The sequence below is a fragment of the Halobellus sp. H-GB7 genome (assembly GCF_030848585.1).
In the GTDB taxonomy this organism is placed as follows: Archaea; Halobacteriota; Halobacteria; order Halobacteriales; family Haloferacaceae; genus Haloquadratum; species Haloquadratum inordinatus.
In genome coordinates this window covers 86,011-103,181 of record NZ_JAVDDW010000009.1, presented here as the reverse complement: position 1 = coordinate 103,181, position 17,171 = coordinate 86,011, and the positions used below count along the sequence as shown (strand labels likewise).

The window sequence follows — 17,171 nt, the reverse complement described above, 5'->3', positions numbered from 1 at the left end:
TCCCATATACATTTATTACAAACACTCGTCGAGTGTGTCGCGTGAAGCAGAGACGCGAATTCTTAGTTGGGGCAGGGACAGCAGCGGTTGCCGGTCTTGCGGGCTGTTCTGGTGGCTCGGGATCGGGAAGTACCACTGAATCCGGTGAAGGGACCACCGCCACGGGTGGAGACGAGACGACGACCAGCGGTGGCGACGGCGGAAGCGGCGGCGACGCGATCCCGATCGGCGTGCTGCTGCCGTTCTCCGGCGAGTACGCGTGGGTCGGCGAGAACGTGCTGCCGGTGACGCGGATGATCGCCCAGGAGATAAACGAGCAGGGCGGCATCGGCGGTCGCGACGTGACGCTCGTGCAGGCCGACACCGAGGGGTCGCCGTCGGCGTCGCTCTCGGCGGCGAAGAAGCTGATCAACGTCGAGAACGTGGCCGGCATCATCGGTCCGACGTCGATCACGATGTCCGCCGTGTTCGACCTGTTCCAGGAGAATCAGGTGCCGATCGTGACGCCGACGGCGGGGACGACGTCGCTCGACGACCGCGGCGGCGAGTACGTCTTCCGGACGGTGCCATCGGACGCGCTCGGCGGGCGGGCGATCGCGAAAGCGCTCCGGAACCAGCAGTACAACACCGTCACCGACTACTCGAATATGGCGCTGATGGTCGGGAACAAGGAGGTCTTCCAGTCCTTCAAGAGCCCGGTCCGAGAGTCCTTCGAGGAGTTCGGCGGAACGGTCACCGAAGCCGTCGACTTCAAGACCGGCAAGGCGTCCTACGAGAGCGAAGTGCAGACGGTGATGAACTCCGATCCGGAGGTCACCGTCCTCGTCGGGTCGAAAGACGACAGTATCAAAATTATGCGTGCAGCGTATCAGGCGGGCTACGAGGGCAACTGGTACGTCACGCAGGACCAGACGACAGACGTCTTCCTCGAGGAAGCCCCCGAGCAGGTCACCGGCGGGATTCTCGGACTGCAGTCTGCGACCTATCAGGCCGCCGAGGAGGAGGGCCGGATCGAAGCCTTCCAGCAGCGCGTCACCGACTTCAGCGGCTCGAAGCCGAAACTGTTCGCGCGGAACGCCTACGACGCGATGAACACGCTCGGTCTCGCGATGAAGGCCACCGCGACGGCCGGCGACGAGATCACGCCCCCGAACGTCGCGGGGAACGTTCGGACTGTCGCGAACCCGCCGGAGACCGTCGTCACGAACTACACCGACGGCGCGTCGGCGATCGAGGAGGGGTCGGACCTCGATTACCGCGGCCTCGTCGGTCCGATCGACTTCGACGAGGACGGCGACGTCGGGTCGCCGTTCGCGATTATGCGAGTCGAAGAGGGTAGCTGGACGCAAGCGGCGACGATTCCGCCGAGCGAACTGTAGCGTTCGTTCCACGCTATGGTTGCCTTCGTTACGCAGTTCATTCAGACGCTTATCTACGGCCTGATCGAGGGCAGTGTCATCTCCGTCGGCGCTGTCGGACTGACGCTCTCGTACGGCGTGACCCGCTTCATCAACTTCGCGTACGGCGAGTTCCTCACCTACGGGGCGTATCTCGCGTTGTTCCTGTCGGGGGCCGGACTCGGCCTCTCGCTTCCGCTCCCCCTCGCGACGATCGTCGCGGTCCTCGTCGTCGGCGCGTTCGGCGTCGGCGTCTCCCGGGTCTTCTTCGAGCCGTTGTCCGATCGGGGGCCGCTGCCGCTGCTCATCACTTCGATCGGCGTCGCGTTCATCCTTCGGTACGCGCTGACGGCCGCCGTCGGCGTCTCCGCGAAACAACTTCCAGTGCCGCTGATGCGGCCCGTCGAGGTCTTCGGCGTCGGGACGACCCCGCTCCGTGCGGCGGTCTTCCTCGTCGCGATCGCGACGATGCTCCTCATCCACGTGCTCTTGACGTACACGATGCTCGGGAAGACGATGCGGGCGACGAGCGGGAACCGCAACCTCGCCGAGATCGCTGGCATCGACACCGACGGCGTGATCCGGCGGACGTGGTTCATCTCCGCTGGCGCGGGCGCGCTGGCCGGCGTCCTCTATGCGGTCCTGTTCGCACCGTTCCGCCCGACGGTCGGCTTCGAGTACCTCATCGTCATCTTCGCCGCGACGCTTTTGGGCGGCATCGGTCGGCCGTACGGCGCGATGCTCGGCGCGATCATCGTCGGCGTCGCGATGAGCCTCGGGACGACGTACCTCTCTGCGGAGTACACGATGGCGTACGCGTTCGCCATCCTCGTCGGCGTGCTGCTGTTCAAGCCCGACGGCATCGCCGGAGGTGAGATCTGATGGGCGTGTTCACGCCGACGGCGCTCCTTTCGCTGCCCGGTTGGGGATCGTTCCTCCTCACGGTGCTCACCATCGCGGGCATCTACTCGCTTCTGACGCTCGGGCTCAACATCCACTACGGCTACACCGGCCTGATCAACTTCGGCCACGTCGCGTTCTTCGCGGCGGGCGCGTACACGGCTGCCTTGCTGACGGTGCCCCCGCCGGCGCAGGTCTCCGGCGCGGAGTACGTCTTCGGGCTGAACCTCCCGATGCCGCTCGGCCTGCCGATCAGTCTGGTCGCCGCCGCCGTCGTCGGTGGCTTGCTGGCGACGCTCATCGGCGCGACGAGCGTCCGCCTCGGCAGCCACTACCTCGCGGTCGCGACGTTCGCGCTCGCGGGCATCTTCGGCAGCGTCCTCGAAAACGAGGCGTGGCTGACCAACGGCTCGTTCGGCCTCAACAGCGTGCCGAAACCCGGGCGCGCCGCGATGAGTGCCGACACGTGGGCGGTGACGTACTTCGTCTTCGTCGTCGTCGTGCTCGTCGTCGTCGCGTTCGTCCTCTCCCGGCTGACGGGGTCACCCTTCGGTCGCCTGCTCAAAGGCGTCCGCGAGAGCGAAGACGCCGCACAGATGCTCGGCAAGAACACCATCCGCGTGAAGCTCACGTCGTTCGCGATCGGCGGGGCGGTCGCCGGACTGGCCGGCGGTCTCTACGCGCACTACGTCGGCAGCGTCGTCGTCCAGCAGTTCGTCCCCGCAGTGACGTTCACCGTCTGGGCGGCGCTGCTGCTCGGCGGCGTCGCCTCGAACACCGGCGCGGTGTTCGGCGCGTTCCTGCTCGTTGGCTTCCGCGAATCGACGCGGTTTCTCACCAACATCTACGACAGCCTGCTCGCGTCGCTGCCGACGGTCGCCGCCGACGCGCTCCGTCTCGCAGTCGAACCGCTTCCGGATCACGCCTCGTTCGTCCCCAGCCTCCGATTCGTCGTCATCGGGCTGTTGATCGTGCTCGTGATCCGCTACCGGCCGGAAGGCGTCTTCGGTGATCCGAACGAGATCGACGCCATCGGGGAGGAAGACTGATGAGCCGAGACAGAAGCAAATCGGACGCCGCCGCAGGCGTGACCCGTTCCGACTCCGACGCGCCGCTCCTCGAAGTCGACGACGTCGTGAAGCGCTTCGGTGGCCTGACCGCTATCGACCACGCCTCCTTCGGCGTCGAAGCGGAGTCGATCACCGGCCTCATCGGGCCCAACGGGGCCGGGAAGTCGACGCTTTTCAACTGCGTCACGGGGATGCTGACGCCCGATTCGGGGGCCGTCCGCCTCGCCGGCGAGGACGTTCAGGACCTCCCCCCGAATCGGATCGCCCAACGCGGCCTGGGGCGGACGTTCCAGACGCCGAAGATCTTCCGCGGGATGAGCGTGCGCGAGAACCTCGCGTTCGCGGCGCGCGGACAGACTGGCGAACGGCCGATTTCGGCGCTCGTCCAGCCCGGTACCGTCGGCTCCGAGGAAGCAGACATTCGAGAGCGCGTCGACGACACGCTCGCGTTCCTCTCGCTCGATCACCTCGCCGAGGAGTACGCCAGCGGGCTCTCGGGTGGGCAGCGGAAACTGCTCGAACTGGGACGCGTGCTGATGTTAGATCCCGAGATCATCCTCCTCGACGAACCGATGGCCGGCGTCAATCCGTCACTCGCCGACGACCTCCTCGATCGGCTCCACGAACTCAACGACCGCGGGCGGACGATTCTCCTCATCGAACACGATATGGACCTCGTTATGAACCACTGCGACCGTGTCGTCGTCCTGCACAACGGCCAGACACTCGCGAGCGGCCCGCCGTCGATCGTCCAGGAAGACGAACGGGTCGTCGAAGCGTACCTGGGAGGCTTCGAGAATGCATAATGCAGACCTCGAAACAGTCCCGGAGATCGACGACGCGCTCTTCTCGGCGCGTGGCATCGAGACGGGCTACGGCGAACTGCAGGTGCTCTACGGCGTCGACGTCGACGTCCGCGACGACGAGATCGTCCTCGTCTTCGGGCCGAACGGGGCCGGCAAGTCGACGCTGATGAAGGCGCTCTACGGTCGCCTGCCGCTGTGGGAAGGGACGACCGAGATCGGCGGCACCGACCTTTCAGAAGTCCGTTCGAACCGGATGATCGAACACGGCGTCGGGTTCGTCCCGCAGACCGAGAACGTCTTCCCGAATCTCACCGTCTCCGAAAACCTCGATATCGGCGCGATTCACACCGAGGATCCGGCGTCGCGGCGAGCGGACCTCTTCGAGTTGTTCCCGCGACTGGAGGAACGACTCGAACAGACGGCCGAGACGCTCTCGGGCGGCGAGCGGCAGATGCTGGCGATGGCGCGCGCGCTGATGCCGGACCCGGATCTGCTGTTCATCGACGAGCCGTCGGCCGGGTTGGCCCCACAGCTCATCGAACGGACGTTCGAGCACATCGCGCGAATTCGTGACGACGGGACGGCCGTGCTGATGATCGAACAGAACGTCAACGCCGCGCTGTCGGTCGCCGATCGGGGCTACGTCCTCGATATGGGCGAGAACCGCTTCGAGGCCGACGCCGAGACGATCCGGGAATCCGAGCGCATCCGGGATCTGTACCTCGGGAAGTAGGCCGCTCGCCCATCGGCTGGGGAGAACGCTGCGCGGCTTTCTGCCGGGGGGTGAAACCGTTCTCGCCCCCCGTTCCGTCATCCTTAAGTCGAGCCTGTGGCTCTGTTTCGAGTGGAGGCCGGCGTAATTGCCGCCAGTGCGCGCCAGTGGTCCAGTGGTAGGACAGTGGCTTCCCAAGCCACTAGCCCGGGTTCAATTCCCGGCTGGCGCATTCTCGTCCTCGTTTCGCTCGATAGCTGCTGTACTAACCGCTCTCTCGCTCGCTATCGTCCGTGAAAATATTCGTACCCTGAGCCGCGCGGCGAACAGGTGACGGCAGGGTCCTCGCAGACGGGTTACTTCGGCGCGTCCGGCGGCGTCAACTCCCGCTGGAATTCGTCGAACGTTTCGACCTCCTCGGGCAGGTCGTACTCGATCCGGCGCTCGGCCTGTCGGTTCCGGAGTGTGTCCTCGACGGGGTCGGCGACGGACTCCCAGCCGGGTTTGACCTTCAGGCTCTTGGCGGGGATGCCGGCCGCGACGTGGTGGTCCGGGACGTCACCCTGAACCACGGAACGCGCGCCGACGACGGCGTTCTCGCCGACGCGGCAGCCGGCGCGGACCATCGCGTCGTAGGTGACGCGGGCGTCGTCGCCGACGATCGTGTGGTAGTTCTCGACGTCGGTCTGGTCGACGACGTCGTGGTCGTGGCTGTAGAGGTGGACGTTGTCCGAGATCGACGCGCGGTCGCCGATCGTGAGTTTGCCGCGGTCGTCGAGGTGGACGTCGTCGTGGATGACGACGTTGTCGCCGACAGTGATGTTGTGCCCGTAGGTGAACGTGATCCCCTTGAAGAACCGGCAGTCGTCGCCGCACTCCTCGAAGAGGTGGTCGGCGAGCATCTGCCGGAACCGGAGCGCGAAGTCGACGTTGTCGGCCATCGGCGTCGCGTCGAACTGCCGCCAGAGCCACTGGAGATACTTCGAGCGCTGGAATCGGTCCTCGTCTTTCTCGGCGTAGTACTCCGATTCGAGCGTCGCGTTGCAGGGGTCGTATCCCTGGAGTCGGACGCGCTCGGCCGCCGAAATGTCTTCGCCGGCCTGCCAGCGGTCGTACGCCTCGCGGTCCCCGTGGAGATCGACGAGCGTCTCGGTGACGACGCGGCAGATCTCCTCCTCGGAGGAGAGCCGCTCGTCTACCTCGTCGATGAACGCCGCGACGTTCGCTTCCGCCTCCGCGGGAAGGGAGACGTTGACTTTTGTCATCGGCGCCGGGTTCGGACTCCGGCGTCAAATCCGTTCGGTTGTGCGAAGCTCCCGACCGACCGCTGTGAATCGATGGCACGGAGCTAGAGAGCGGCCCACAACGAGAAGCGGACCGTAGAAAGCTAACGGGCGATGCTTAGTTCCGTCCGCGCAGGAACCCGAGCACTCTGTAGTCGTGGTCGGGGGTGTACCGACGGAACAGCAGGCTGTTCGTCAGCACCGACACCGACGACAGCGCCATCGCGCCCGCCGCCAGGATCGGCTGTAAGAGTCCCAGCGAGGCGAGCGGGATCATCGCGGTGTTGTACCCGAGCGCCCAGAAGAGGTTCTGCTTGATCTTCGCGAGCGTCCCCTCCGAGACCCGGATCGCTTTCACCACGTCGGTCGGGTCGTCACGCATCAGCGTCACGTCGGCCGCCTCGATGGCGACGTCCGTGCCCGAGCCGATGGCCGTGCCGACGAAGGCGGCCGCGAGCGCCGGCGCGTCGTTGACGCCGTCGCCGACCATCATCGCCTTCCGTCCCTCCGCCTGAATCGCGTCTACGGCGTCGGCCTTCCCGTCGGGGAGTACCTCCGCGCGGACGTTCTCGGGGTCGATGCCGACCTGCTCGGCGACCGCGCGGGCCGTCCGCTCGTTGTCGCCGGTGATCATCTGTACGTCGACGCCGCGTTCTCGAAGCGCGCTGACGGCGTCGGCTGCGGTCTCTTTCACCGTGTCGGCGTCGGCGACGACGCCGAGGACCTCGCCGGTGACGTCGGCAGCTTCCGCGTCGGCGGGCACGCGCCCGACGAGCATCGCGGTCTTGCCTTCACTCTCCAGGCGGCGCATCGCGTCCTCGGCGGGCGCGGGGTCGATCCCGGCGTCTTCGAGGAGGCGGCGGTTGCCGACCAGGACAGTCTGTCCGTCGACGGTCGCACGGACGCCGTGACCGGGGACGTTCTCGAAGTCGTCGCTGTCGGGGACGTCGATACCGCGCTCTCGCGCGCCGTCGACGATCGCCTGCGCGAGCGGGTGCTCGCTGTGCTGTTCGGCGGCGGCCGCCAGCCGAAGCACCTCGGTTTCGGGGGCGACGCGCTCCTCAGATTCCGCTGGATCGCCCGCAGCACCCTCGTCGCGGTCGACCTCACGGAGTTGACCGCCGTCCGGCGTGGGTTCGAGCGCGACGACGTCGGTCAGCGACATCTCGCCTTTCGTCAGCGTGCCGGTCTTGTCGAAGACGACAGTGTCGACGTCGCGGACGCGTTCGAGTATGTCGCCGCCTTTGAACAGCACCCCGTTCTGGGCGCCGATCGAAGTTCCGACCATCGTCGCCGCGGGCGTCGCTAAGCCGAGCGCACAGGGACACGCGATCAGGACGGCGGACGCGAACACGAGGACCGCGAACTCGAGCGTCGAGACGGTGCCGCCGGCCGCGGCCGGGCCGCCGACCACGACGCCCCACAGCGGGAGCGCCTCGACGAAGCCGGCCAACTGCGCCGGGAACAGCATCCAGACCGTCGCCCAGAACAGGGCGTTGACGATGACGGCGGGGACGAAGTACGCCGAGATCCGGTCGGCGAGGTTCTGGATCTCCGGCTGCCGCGACTGCGCTTCTTTGACCGTCTGGACGATCTGCTGGATCGCCGTGTCGGAGCCGACTTTCGTCGCCTCGACGACGAGCACGCCGTTCTGGTTCACGGTCGAACCGACGACCTCGTCACCGTCCGCTTTCGAGACGGGGACAGACTCGCCGGTGACCATCGACTCGTCGACCGCGGACTCGCCGTCGACGACGACGCCGTCGGTCGGGATCTTCTCGCCGGGACGGACCTTCATCCGGTCGCCGACTGCGACGTCTTCGAGCGGGACTTCGCGCTCGGTGCCGTCGTCGTCGACGAGCGTGGCCGTGTCGGCCTCCATTTCGAGCAGCGACCGGAGCGCCTCGGATGCCTGGCCCTTCGAGCGCGCTTCGAGGTAGTTACCGAGCGTGATGAACACCAGGATGAGCGCGGCGGTGTCGAAGTACAACCCCGCGTCTGGCAGGATGCCGAGCAGCGCGACGACGGAGTACAGATACGCCGTCGTGGAGCCGAGCGCGATGAGCACGTCCATATTTGCCGTGCCGTTCTTCACGATCGCCGTGTAGCTGTTCTCGTAGAACTCGCGGCCGAGAATGACCTGTACGGGCGTCGCGAGCGCGAACGCGACCCAGCCGAAGGGGAGGCTCGTTCCGGGAATCGCCTCCGGCACGGTGCCGGGTGCGAACAGGTGCAGCGCCAGCATCGCCAGAAGCGGCGTCGAGAGCGCGGCCCCGAAGAGCGTGAGTCGCTTCTGGCGACGGATCTCGGCTTTCCGAGCCACGTCGCGGGCGTCCTCACGACTGCCCGCGTCGCCGTCGCCGCCGTCGTCGTCCTCGCGGACCGGCGCGTAGCCGGCGGCCGCGATGGCGTCGTAGAGGTCCTCCATCGTGACCTCGCCCGGATTGAACTCCACCTGCGCCTCGTCGGTCGCGAAGTTCACGTCCGCGCTGACGACGCCGGGTGTCGACTCCAGCGCCGTCCGGTTCGCCTCCGCGCAGTTGGCGCAGGACATATCCGTGATCGCGATCGAAACCGTCTCCGAGACCGGATCGTAGCCGGACTCGACGATGGCGTCGTATATCTCACCGAGCGACGTCCGCTCGGGGTCGTACGTCACCGTCGCCTCGTCGGTGGCGAAGTTGACCGTCGCGTCCTCGACGCCGTCGAGTGCGTCCAGCGCTCCCTGTACCGACTGCGAACAGTTGGCACAGGACATTCCTCGGACGTCGAGGTGAGTTGTCCGTGTACTCATCTTAGGTAGTACTAGGGGACCCTCTCTTACCTCGTTTGTCCCTTTCAGACCCGCGATATCCAAGCACCGAAACCTTCGAATCCAAAGTCAGATCGGTCAGCGGTCGCCAGTCGGCTGTCAGCGGACGGTTACGCCGCGTCGGCCTCGAACTGCTCGTAGCGCTCGCGGAACTGCGCCAGACAGGAGGGGCAACAGAAGTGGTAGCGCTCGCCGTCGAAGCGCTCGCTACGGCCCTCGCTCGTGACGGTGTTCCCGCACTCCGCACACGACAGCGCGAACTCGGCGCCGCCGAGCGCCGGACTCCACTCGACGTCGCCGACGACGGTCACCTCGTAGTCGTCGACGCGAGAGAGGTCGACGAGGCGGTCGAGTTGCTCGCGCACGGCATCGGCGCGCAGGCGCGCGTGAAACACCACATCGCCCTCGGCAGTGACGAAGACGTGTTCGACTGGCTCCGCGCCGACGACGTCGTCGCGGACGGCCTCGACCACGTCGGAGGGGAGTTCCAGCGTCACGAGGACGGGCACCCCCGCGCGGAGTTGCGAGCGGTCGACGTCGACGGTGAAGCGCCGGATGACGCCCGATTCGCGCAGTCGTTCCACCCGATCCGAAACGGCCGGTGGGGAGAGGTCGACCGACTCGGCGATGTCGCTGTAGGGGCGTCGAGCGTCCTCTACGAGCAGTTCCAGGATACGAACGTCAGTCTCGTCGAGCGCGGACATACATACTGTTCGTGTCGACGGCTAAAGTACGTTTGCCGGAACGCTTTCGTTTCGAAAGTCGCGGCGGGATCTGGTCGAAGAAGAAAAACCGAGAGACACATATCAGACTAGGAGCAACGACGCGAGTGATGAGCCAGACGCAGACGCTCACCGTCGACGGAATGAGTTGTGGCCACTGCGAACAGACGGTCGAAGACGCACTCCAGTCGGTTTCGGGCGTCGAATCGGTCGAGGCCGATCGCGAATCGGACGCCGTGACGGTCGAGGGCGACGCCGCCGTCGCGAATCTCGTCGACGCCGTGAACGACGCCGGCTACGACGCTTCGGCCTGAGTCGGGACGAGCGCTCGGGTCGCCGACTACTGCTCCTGTTCGAGCCGATCCCGCCGGCGCTCGAACTCCTCCTCGGAGAGGTCGCCGCGAGCGTACGCCTGCCGCAGTTCTCGAATCGCCGGATCAGGGCGATCCGCGGCGACCGCGCGGTAGAGGAGGTATCCGCCGCCGATCAGCGCGACGAGGAGGAGGAGTCGCCACACCACCGCGACGAGGAGCCACCAGCCGGATGTCGACCCCATCATTCCGCTTCCCGTCCAGGAGTCGTGCATCGGCCCCCACATCCCGCCGGTCATTCCGCTCCCCCATCCCATCGTGCTACCGCCCACTCCGAGCAGGAGTGGCCCGACGAGGAGGAGCGCACCGACGGCGACGAGGGCGCCGAGGAGCCACCGCGTGACGTACTGCTGTTCCATCGTGTCTCACCAGTTGCTAGTAAGGGCTCCCGACTTACCGCAGTTTTCACTTCGAAGTGCGTGGTGGAGAGCGCCAGAAATTTCGGTTTCGAAACCGATCAGGCGGCGCTCGCGTCGCTTCCCTTTGCGGCCGTCGGGTCGCTCATTCCCTCTTTGACGCCGACAGCGACGAGAGCGACGTTGACCGGATACGCGGCGACGAAGCCCAGCGACAGCGAAAAGATCAGACCGCCCCAAAATAGCGCGGTGCCGATCGTCGCCTCGCCGGCGAGGAGAACGTCGGTCCCGATCGCGACGACTTCCATCACGGTGATACTCGGCGTCTCGGTGTACAGCGCGTCGCGGACGGCCGTCGAGAGCGCTTCGCCGTCCTGCAGGAGCGGCCCGACCGTGAGCGCGTACCCGAACAGGTACGCGAGCGCGAACGTGCCGAGCGTAGTGACGAGCGTATTCTGGATGGCGACGAGGCCGACGAGCACGACGACGCCCGTGACTTCGCCCGCGCCACAGCCCGAAAAGCAGTGGGCCGTCGAGCGCGCGCCGCGTCGCCACAGCGAGTCGTGCGCCATCTGTTGACGACCGCTCAGCCAGTAGATGGCGAGCCCGAACGGCCCCGAATAGAGGACGACGAGCCCCCAGACGCCGTTCATCAGCGAGGAGAGCCCGGTGTTTCGCTCGCGGAGGTCCCACCATAATGCACCGAGCGCGGCGGCGACGGCGACCGCCCAACCGAAGAGTACCGCCGGCTCCGAGAGGATCGGAACGAGTGCTTCCCGGGCCGGGTCGACCGCGTGCGTCAGTCGGCCGATGAACGTCCCGAGCATCCGTTTTTATGACGGCACACAGACAGAAGGGCGTGGCGGTCAGACGCGCGATGGACGACGAGCGAATGAGTACCCTCGAAACGTATATGAACGCTCCGGGAGACTCCGAGGCAGATGCCGCCTTTCGGGGTGCCCGGCGTGGCCGTCGTGTTCGCGCTGGTCGTCCTCGCCCTCGTCGCGTTCGTGACGGAGATCGTCCCCAACGACGTCACAGCGATCGGAATCGTCGCCGCGCTGGTCGTCCTCGAACCGTGGACCGGAGTGGACGCGAGGACCGCCATCTCCGGATTCGCCAATCCGGCGACTGTCACGATCATCGCGATGTATATGCTGAGCGCGGGGATCCAGGAGACGGGGCTGATCAAGCTGCTCGGCGTCGTCCTCGCGGATCTGACCGAGGGCAGTGAGTTCCGCGCGCTCGTCGCGACGGTCTGTACGACCGGACCGATCGCCGGCTTCGTCAACAACACGCCGGTCGTCGCCGTCTTCATCCCGATGATCACTGACCTGGCCGAGCGGACGAACACCAGTCCCTCGAAGCTCCTCTTGCCGCTGTCGTATGCGGCGATTCTCGGCGGAACGCTCACGCTCGTCGGGACGGCGACGAACATCCTCGCGAGCGACTTCGCCCGCGTGCTCATCGACGGACGTGACGGGATCGGAGTCTTCGAGTTCACCGGCCTCGGCGCGGTGCTGCTGGTCGTCGGGAGCGCCTACCTCCTGACGGTCGGACGACGGCTCACGCCCGCGCGGATTCCGGCCGACGCCGACCGCGTCTCGGAGTTCGACCTCTCGGACTACCTCGCGTTTATGCGGGTACGCGAGGGGTCGGTCGCCGTCGGGGCTGCGTTCGACGCCTTCGACGCGGAGCATCCGGACGTTCGGCTCCTGCAGTTGCGACGCGGCGGGACGGGCATCGCCGGTCCGCACAGCGATATGTCGATCGAAGCGGGCGACGTCCTCGTCGTCCACGGGTCCGTCCAGGCCGTCAATCGGTTCCGCGAGGAGGCGGACGTGAGCCACCTGCTTCGGGAGTCGGTCACGCAGGACACCTTCGAGACGTCGGCCACCGACAGCACGCTGGCCCGCGCGCTGGTGTCCGAAGGCTCGCGGCACGTGGGCGAGACGGTCGCCGAGACGGGGTTCGGCGAGTACCACCAGACGACGGTGTTGGCGATCCGCCGCGAGGGCGACCTGATCCGCACCGAGATCAGCGAGGCGACGCTGCAGGCCGGCGATCTGCTCTTGTTGCGGACGACGCCGGCGTCGCTGCGTTACTTCAGCGACACCGGCGAACTGCTCGTGATCGACGAGCGCGGCCTGGAAGAGCAACTCGGTGACGAGGGCGACGCGCTTCCGCCGGTGTCGTCGACCGCGCCAGTCGCGGTCGGAATCCTGCTCGGCGTCGTCGCGGTCGCCGCGCTCGATCTGTTACCGATCGTGATCGCCGCGCTCGCCGGCGTCGTCGCGATGGTCGTGACGGGGTGTCTCTCCACGTCGGACGCCTACGATGCCGTCTCCTGGAACGTGATCTTCTTGCTGGCGGGCGTCATTCCGCTCGGGGTCGCACTCACGGAGACCGGCGGGGCGGCCCTGCTGGCAGAACTCCTCGTCGCTATCGGCGGCCTGCTCCCGCATACGGCGGTGCTGTTCGTGCTCTACGTGGCCGTGGGGTTGCTGGCGAGCGTCATCACGCCCGTCGCGACCGCGGTGCTCGCGATTCCGGTCGCCGTCGACGCGGCCGCGCGCCTCGGGGCGAACGAGTTCGCGTTCCTGCTGGGGGCGATGTTCGCGTCGGCGACGTCGTTCGTGACGCCGGTCGGTTATCAGACGAACCTGATGGTCTACGGCCCCGGCGGCTACGAGTTCACCGACTTCGTACGCGTCGGCGGGCCGCTCCAGTTGCTCTTGGCGGTCGTGGGGACGGCCGGAATCGCGGTTCTCTGGGGCGTGTAGTGGCAGGTGAAAAGAAAGAGAGATCAGCGATCGGTCGCGCCGTCGACGTCGTCGGCGTACGAGTACAGCGCGTCCGCGAGCGTCCGTGCTTCCGTCGCAGAGAGCGTGACCTCGTCGGCGTGCGCCGGGAGCGAGTCGAGTTGGGCGTTGTCGAGTTCGAGTTGGAGCGTCACGTGATCGGGGTCCTCTCGCGGCGCGGTGACGTTCAGGACGGCGAGCGCCTCGTTCTCGAAGTCGTGACCGCGTGCAGTGGCGTCGACGAGGTCGAGCGTCGTGTAGGCGTTCACCTTGAGGAGGCGGTCCGGCATCGTCGGCTCAGTCGTCCGCCGGCGTGGGCGGGGCCGCGTCCATCCCGTCTTCCTCGGCGTAGGGGTACCACGTCATCTTCGTGTTGTGCAGCATCGGGTCCTCGTAGTCCGTCTCCTCGGGGTCGACGAAGGCGTCGAGTTCCGCGTCGTCGTGGCGGTCGACGAACGCGCGGAAGGATTCCCCATCGTCGCGTTCGGCGGCGAAGCGGTCGATCAGGTTCGCGATCGCACCGGGGACCTCGTCGGCCGGGACGCGCTGGGTGACCCAGCGGGCGAACTGCGGTTCCTCGCCGAGGCCGCCGCCGAGGCCGACGTCGAGCGCCTCGACCGCCTCGCCGTTCTTGCGGGTCTTCATCCCGCGGAGGCTCACGTCGGCGATCTGCGGCTGCGCGCAGGAGGCCGTACATCCAGAGAGGTGGATGTGGAACTCCTCGACGTCGTCGGGCAGGTCGACGTTCTCCTTCAGCCAGCGCGCGAAGCGTACCTGCCGGTTCTTCGTCTCGACGATCGAGAGCGAACAGAACTCGGTGCCCGTACAGGCGACCGAGCCGCGCATAAACGGCGAGGGGTCGGGCGAGTAGTGTTCGAGGAGCGACTCGGCGAGGAAGTCGTCGAGGTCTGCCTCGGGGACGTCGGTCACGATGACGTTCTGTCGCTGGGAGAGTCGCACCTCGCCGGAGCCGTACTCGTCGGCGAGATCGGCGAGGTCGAGGACGTCGGCGGCACCCATCCGGCCGACGAGGACGTTGAGCCCGACGAAGTACTTCCCATCTCGCTGCTCGTGGACCCCGACGAGGTCGTTGCGCTCGCCCTCGCCGGTGTTGTAGGTGTACTCCTCGCGGACGTCGCGGCCGGCGGTGTGCAGCTCGAAGTCGACGTACTCCTCCTGGAGCGTCTCGCGGACTTGCTCGGCTCCCCACTCGTCGACGAGGAACTTGATCCGGGCGTTGTAACGGTCCTCGCGGTCACCGTTGTCACGGAAGAGCGCCGAGAGGCCGCCAGCGACGGCCGGGACGTTCTCGGGGCGCACCCACACGTCGATGTCGCGGGCGAACCGCGGCTCGTTGCGAGCGAGGCCGCCGCCGACGCGGACGTTGAAGCCGACGACGTCCTCGCCGTCGATCTCCTTGTACGCCGGCTCGAACGCGAGGTCGTTGATGTCGCCCTGCCCAGAACCGTCGGCGGAGCCGGTGACTGAGACCTTCCACTTCCGCGGGAGGTTCGAGTGGTCGTCGTCGCCTTTGAACGTCTCGTTGAGTTCGCGGATGACGGACCAGGCGTCGACGACTTCCTGGCCGTCCTTGCCGGCGACGGGGTTCCCGACGATGTTCCGCCAGGAGTCGCCACACGCCTGCTGGGTGGAGAGCCCGTTCGCCTCCAGTTTCTCGAAGATCGCCGGCACGTCCGAGAGTTCGATCCAGTGCAGTTGGATCGACTGCCGGGTGGTGAAGTCGGCGTAGGCGTCGCCGAAGATCGGGTTCGTGCCCGGTCCGGTCGCGTACTCGTTCGCGATCTCGCCGACGACGCGCAGTTGTCCCGGTTCGAGCACGCCGTTCGGCGTCCCGATCCGCATCATAAAGTAACCCTCCTGGCCGTTCCGCTGGTGGTACAGTCCCCACCACTTGAAGCGCTCGAACCACGCGTCGCGCTCGTCGTCGGGGATGGCATCGTAGCCCTCCTCGGCGAACCTGAACAGGTGTTCGCGTATCTCGTTCCCGTAGACCTCTGATTTCCAGTTCTCGACGTCCGTTGGCATCTTATCGGACCCAGGAGACCGATACTCAAAGGCGAACGCGTGCCGTCAACCCTGCCCGGTGCTCCCGCTATCCGGAGAATGTTGCCCACTCTTTGGGGATCGGGGTCGGAGAACGCTCTCGCGGTCGATATCTTCGAATGCACCGTCGACGACCCGGCCGACGGGCACCCAGCCGGTCGTCGCTTTCGTCCCGCAGGCGATGCACTGACCGTAGACGCGGACTTCGACCGTTCGGCCGTCGATACCGACCTCCAGGAAGTTCTCGACGACCAGATCCGAGAGGTTACACTCGCAGAATCCCGGGGCGTCGAGCCGCCAGAGTTCGCTCACGCTCACCTGCCGCGTGTCGTCGACAGAGAGCCACGCACCGTCGTCGAGGATACGAAGTCGAGTCGTCACACGACCGGCTACGCGCTCGGGAGCCCCGTCTCTGACGGCGGTCACAAAGGGCGACGCTGTCGGTGACGCCGTCTCGCACACAATACCCGCGCTGTCGGTCGGTTTTGGCCTATAGGAGTCGTCGTAGAAGCCGGAACGGAGTTCCGGTATCCGGGAGTAGTGGTCCGATTTACTCCGGAAGCGACCCTTATGCGGAGCGGGGGCATACGCGGATTCGATGACCGACCTGGTCCCGACAGACGACTGCGCTTCGATCGAGAGCCCCCTCGGGGGGCAGCGACAGCACGCCCCCGCCGACGTCGCCCCCGAGCTGTACGGCCGACGAGAGGAACCGGCGAGCGACCACGCGACACCGACCCAATGAGCCAGACGAAAGACTCCGACGACGACGCGACGGACCGAATCGGCGACCGCGACACCGCCGAGTACGACCACCTCGACGACCTCTCCGACGGGGCGGGCTGCACCGAAGTCTGGGAGCACCTCTCGGACAGCCGCGAGGAACCCGCCGCGAGCGACTGATAGTGATTACTCTCACTGTGTACCGCCGAGCGCCACTCCCGGTGGCGATGGTCGGCGGCAAGAGACGAGAGTGATCATTATGAGGCCGAGGCCGTGCCCAGTGACCCATCCGCGAAGCCGAGTCGGTGTCGAACGCGAGCGCGCTACCCGAGGCGGCCGATTGGGTTCCAGCGCCGCTCAGAGCCGATTCCGACGGTTCTCGCCCGCGGCGCACGCCGGGGAGAGGCTTTTAATCGCAGGCTCGCTACGTTGATCCGAAGATGACCGACGACGCCGACGCCCACAGGCGACTTCCAGCCGACCGCGAGGAACCGGTCGGCGAGCCCGTCGTCCGCGCCGATCCCGCCGTCACCGGCGAGCGCGCCAAGGAGGCCGTCGGATTCGATCCCGACGACCCCGAGAGCGTCGCCGAGGCCGCTGAGACGGTGCTGGCGTTCTCGCAGAACACCGTGGGGGCGGCGGACAACGTCTATATGCTCCGCGGGGCGGCCGCCTGTGCCGCGCTCGTCAGGGGCGTCGGTTCGTACAAAGCGGCGATCGACCGCGCCGGCGGCGACGTCTCGGTCTCGTTCGTCCGGAAGTGGGCCCGCGTCCACGACCTCCCGCAGGCGATCCGCCGGCACGTCGCCCGCGGTGACATCGCGCCGACCGCCGCGAAACACATCGCTCGCGTCTCCGGCGTCGACCGCTTCGATCTGGCGTGGGCCGTCGTCGACGCCGATCTGACGGTCCGGCAGGTGCGCCGCATCGCCAGCGAGGTCGACGGCGACACGAGCGCGGCGGACGCACTCGCCGCGCGCGGGGTCGAACTGGGACGGCTCGAACTGGACCTCCCGCTCGAAACGTACCGCGAACTCCGCCGGCGCGCGTCGATCGAAAACCGCGACCCCGGCGAACTAGCCGCAGAAGCGCTTGACGCGTACTTCGACGAACGAGCAGTCAGTCCCGACTAACCGTCCCGTCCCACGGCCCCG

Annotated in this window: 18 protein-coding genes and 1 tRNA gene; 11 read left to right on the top strand and 8 right to left on the bottom strand. The window is 66.9% G+C overall.

Annotation, left to right across the window (positions count from 1 at the left end):
* The first annotated feature begins 41 nt into the window (after window positions 1–41).
* From RBH22_RS14240 to RBH22_RS14215, 6 genes are all read left to right on the top strand, one after another.
* The gene (locus RBH22_RS14240) at window positions 42–1,379 is read left to right on the top strand and encodes an ABC transporter substrate-binding protein (protein WP_256546300.1); all 1,338 of its coding nucleotides are present in this window, start codon (window positions 42–44) and stop codon (window positions 1,377–1,379) included.
* Window positions 1,380–1,394: 15 nt separating this feature from the next.
* Complete coding sequence (locus tag RBH22_RS14235) at window positions 1,395–2,279, top strand: branched-chain amino acid ABC transporter permease (RefSeq protein WP_256546299.1); 885 nt, start codon at window positions 1,395–1,397, stop codon at window positions 2,277–2,279.
* A complete protein-coding gene (locus RBH22_RS14230; RefSeq protein WP_256546298.1) occupies window positions 2,279–3,346 on the top strand; it encodes a branched-chain amino acid ABC transporter permease in 1,068 nt (355 codons plus the stop codon). The genes RBH22_RS14235 and RBH22_RS14230 overlap by 1 nt, the downstream gene beginning before the upstream one ends.
* Window positions 3,346–4,173, top strand: coding sequence for an ABC transporter ATP-binding protein (locus tag RBH22_RS14225; RefSeq protein WP_306677905.1), 828 nt, complete (start codon window positions 3,346–3,348; stop codon window positions 4,171–4,173). The genes RBH22_RS14230 and RBH22_RS14225 overlap by 1 nt, the downstream gene beginning before the upstream one ends.
* Window positions 4,166–4,906: an ABC transporter ATP-binding protein gene (locus tag RBH22_RS14220; RefSeq protein ID WP_306677904.1), complete on the top strand. Its 741-nt coding sequence runs from the start codon at window positions 4,166–4,168 to the stop codon at window positions 4,904–4,906. The genes RBH22_RS14225 and RBH22_RS14220 overlap by 8 nt, the downstream gene beginning before the upstream one ends.
* A gap of 140 nt (window positions 4,907–5,046) precedes the next feature.
* Window positions 5,047–5,117, top strand: a tRNA-Gly gene (locus RBH22_RS14215).
* A 124-nt stretch (window positions 5,118–5,241) separates the two neighbouring features.
* On the opposite strand, the gene RBH22_RS14210 is transcribed toward RBH22_RS14215, so the two are convergent.
* From RBH22_RS14210 to RBH22_RS14200, 3 genes are all read right to left on the bottom strand, one after another.
* Window positions 5,242–6,150 carry an acyltransferase gene (locus tag RBH22_RS14210; RefSeq protein WP_256290208.1) on the bottom strand — a complete coding sequence of 303 codons (909 nt, stop codon included), beginning with the start codon at window positions 6,148–6,150 and terminating at the stop codon, window positions 5,242–5,244.
* 136 nt (window positions 6,151–6,286) lie between these two features.
* On the bottom strand, window positions 6,287–8,962 hold the full coding sequence (locus RBH22_RS14205) for a heavy metal translocating P-type ATPase (RefSeq protein WP_306677903.1): 2,676 nt from the start codon (window positions 8,960–8,962) through the stop codon (window positions 6,287–6,289).
* Window positions 8,963–9,090: 128 nt separating this feature from the next.
* A complete protein-coding gene (locus tag RBH22_RS14200) occupies window positions 9,091–9,684 on the bottom strand; it encodes an AsnC family transcriptional regulator (RefSeq protein WP_256290212.1) in 594 nt (197 codons plus the stop codon).
* 128 nt (window positions 9,685–9,812) lie between these two features.
* Between RBH22_RS14200 and RBH22_RS14195 the strand changes: the two genes are divergently transcribed.
* Window positions 9,813–10,016 (top strand): cation transporter, encoded by a 204-nt coding sequence (locus RBH22_RS14195; protein WP_256546286.1) that lies wholly within the window; start codon window positions 9,813–9,815, stop codon window positions 10,014–10,016.
* A 26-nt stretch (window positions 10,017–10,042) separates the two neighbouring features.
* Here the strand turns inward: RBH22_RS14195 and RBH22_RS14190 are convergent, their stop codons facing one another.
* Both RBH22_RS14190 and RBH22_RS14185 read right to left on the bottom strand, forming a co-directional pair.
* Window positions 10,043–10,432: an SHOCT domain-containing protein gene (locus RBH22_RS14190; protein ID WP_256546285.1), complete on the bottom strand. Its 390-nt coding sequence runs from the start codon at window positions 10,430–10,432 to the stop codon at window positions 10,043–10,045.
* Window positions 10,433–10,530: 98 nt separating this feature from the next.
* Window positions 10,531–11,256, bottom strand: coding sequence for a DUF4396 domain-containing protein (locus RBH22_RS14185; RefSeq protein ID WP_306677902.1), 726 nt, complete (start codon window positions 11,254–11,256; stop codon window positions 10,531–10,533).
* 114 nt (window positions 11,257–11,370) lie between these two features.
* Here RBH22_RS14185 and RBH22_RS14180 point away from each other — a divergent pair, with 114 nt between their 5' ends.
* Window positions 11,371–13,212 (top strand): SLC13 family permease, encoded by a 1,842-nt coding sequence (locus tag RBH22_RS14180; protein WP_306677901.1) that lies wholly within the window; start codon window positions 11,371–11,373, stop codon window positions 13,210–13,212.
* Between the two features lie 23 nt (window positions 13,213–13,235).
* Here the strand turns inward: RBH22_RS14180 and RBH22_RS14175 are convergent, their stop codons facing one another.
* Genes RBH22_RS14175 through RBH22_RS14165 form a run of 3 tightly spaced genes read right to left on the bottom strand, consistent with a single transcriptional unit; the run spans window position 13,236 to window position 15,675 of the window.
* Window positions 13,236–13,520 (bottom strand): DUF6360 family protein, encoded by a 285-nt coding sequence (locus RBH22_RS14175; RefSeq protein WP_256290217.1) that lies wholly within the window; start codon window positions 13,518–13,520, stop codon window positions 13,236–13,238.
* Between the two features lie 7 nt (window positions 13,521–13,527).
* Window positions 13,528–15,276 (bottom strand): ferredoxin--nitrite reductase, encoded by a 1,749-nt coding sequence (locus tag RBH22_RS14170; protein WP_306677900.1) that lies wholly within the window; start codon window positions 15,274–15,276, stop codon window positions 13,528–13,530.
* 45 nt (window positions 15,277–15,321) lie between these two features.
* Window positions 15,322–15,675 carry a hypothetical protein gene (locus tag RBH22_RS14165; protein WP_306677899.1) on the bottom strand — a complete coding sequence of 118 codons (354 nt, stop codon included), beginning with the start codon at window positions 15,673–15,675 and terminating at the stop codon, window positions 15,322–15,324.
* Between the two features lie 217 nt (window positions 15,676–15,892).
* Here RBH22_RS14165 and RBH22_RS14160 point away from each other — a divergent pair, with 217 nt between their 5' ends.
* The 3 genes from RBH22_RS14160 to RBH22_RS14150 all read left to right on the top strand — a co-directional run bounded on the left by RBH22_RS14160 (window position 15,893) and on the right by RBH22_RS14150 (window position 17,150).
* Window positions 15,893–16,039: a hypothetical protein gene (locus tag RBH22_RS14160; protein ID WP_256290223.1), complete on the top strand. Its 147-nt coding sequence runs from the start codon at window positions 15,893–15,895 to the stop codon at window positions 16,037–16,039.
* The gene (locus tag RBH22_RS14155; protein WP_256290224.1) at window positions 16,036–16,197 is read left to right on the top strand and encodes a hypothetical protein; all 162 of its coding nucleotides are present in this window, start codon (window positions 16,036–16,038) and stop codon (window positions 16,195–16,197) included. Before RBH22_RS14160 ends, RBH22_RS14155 begins: the two co-directional genes overlap by 4 nt.
* 260 nt (window positions 16,198–16,457) lie before the next feature.
* Complete coding sequence (locus RBH22_RS14150; protein ID WP_256290226.1) at window positions 16,458–17,150, top strand: hypothetical protein; 693 nt, start codon at window positions 16,458–16,460, stop codon at window positions 17,148–17,150.
* Window positions 17,151–17,171: the final 21 nt, after the last annotated feature.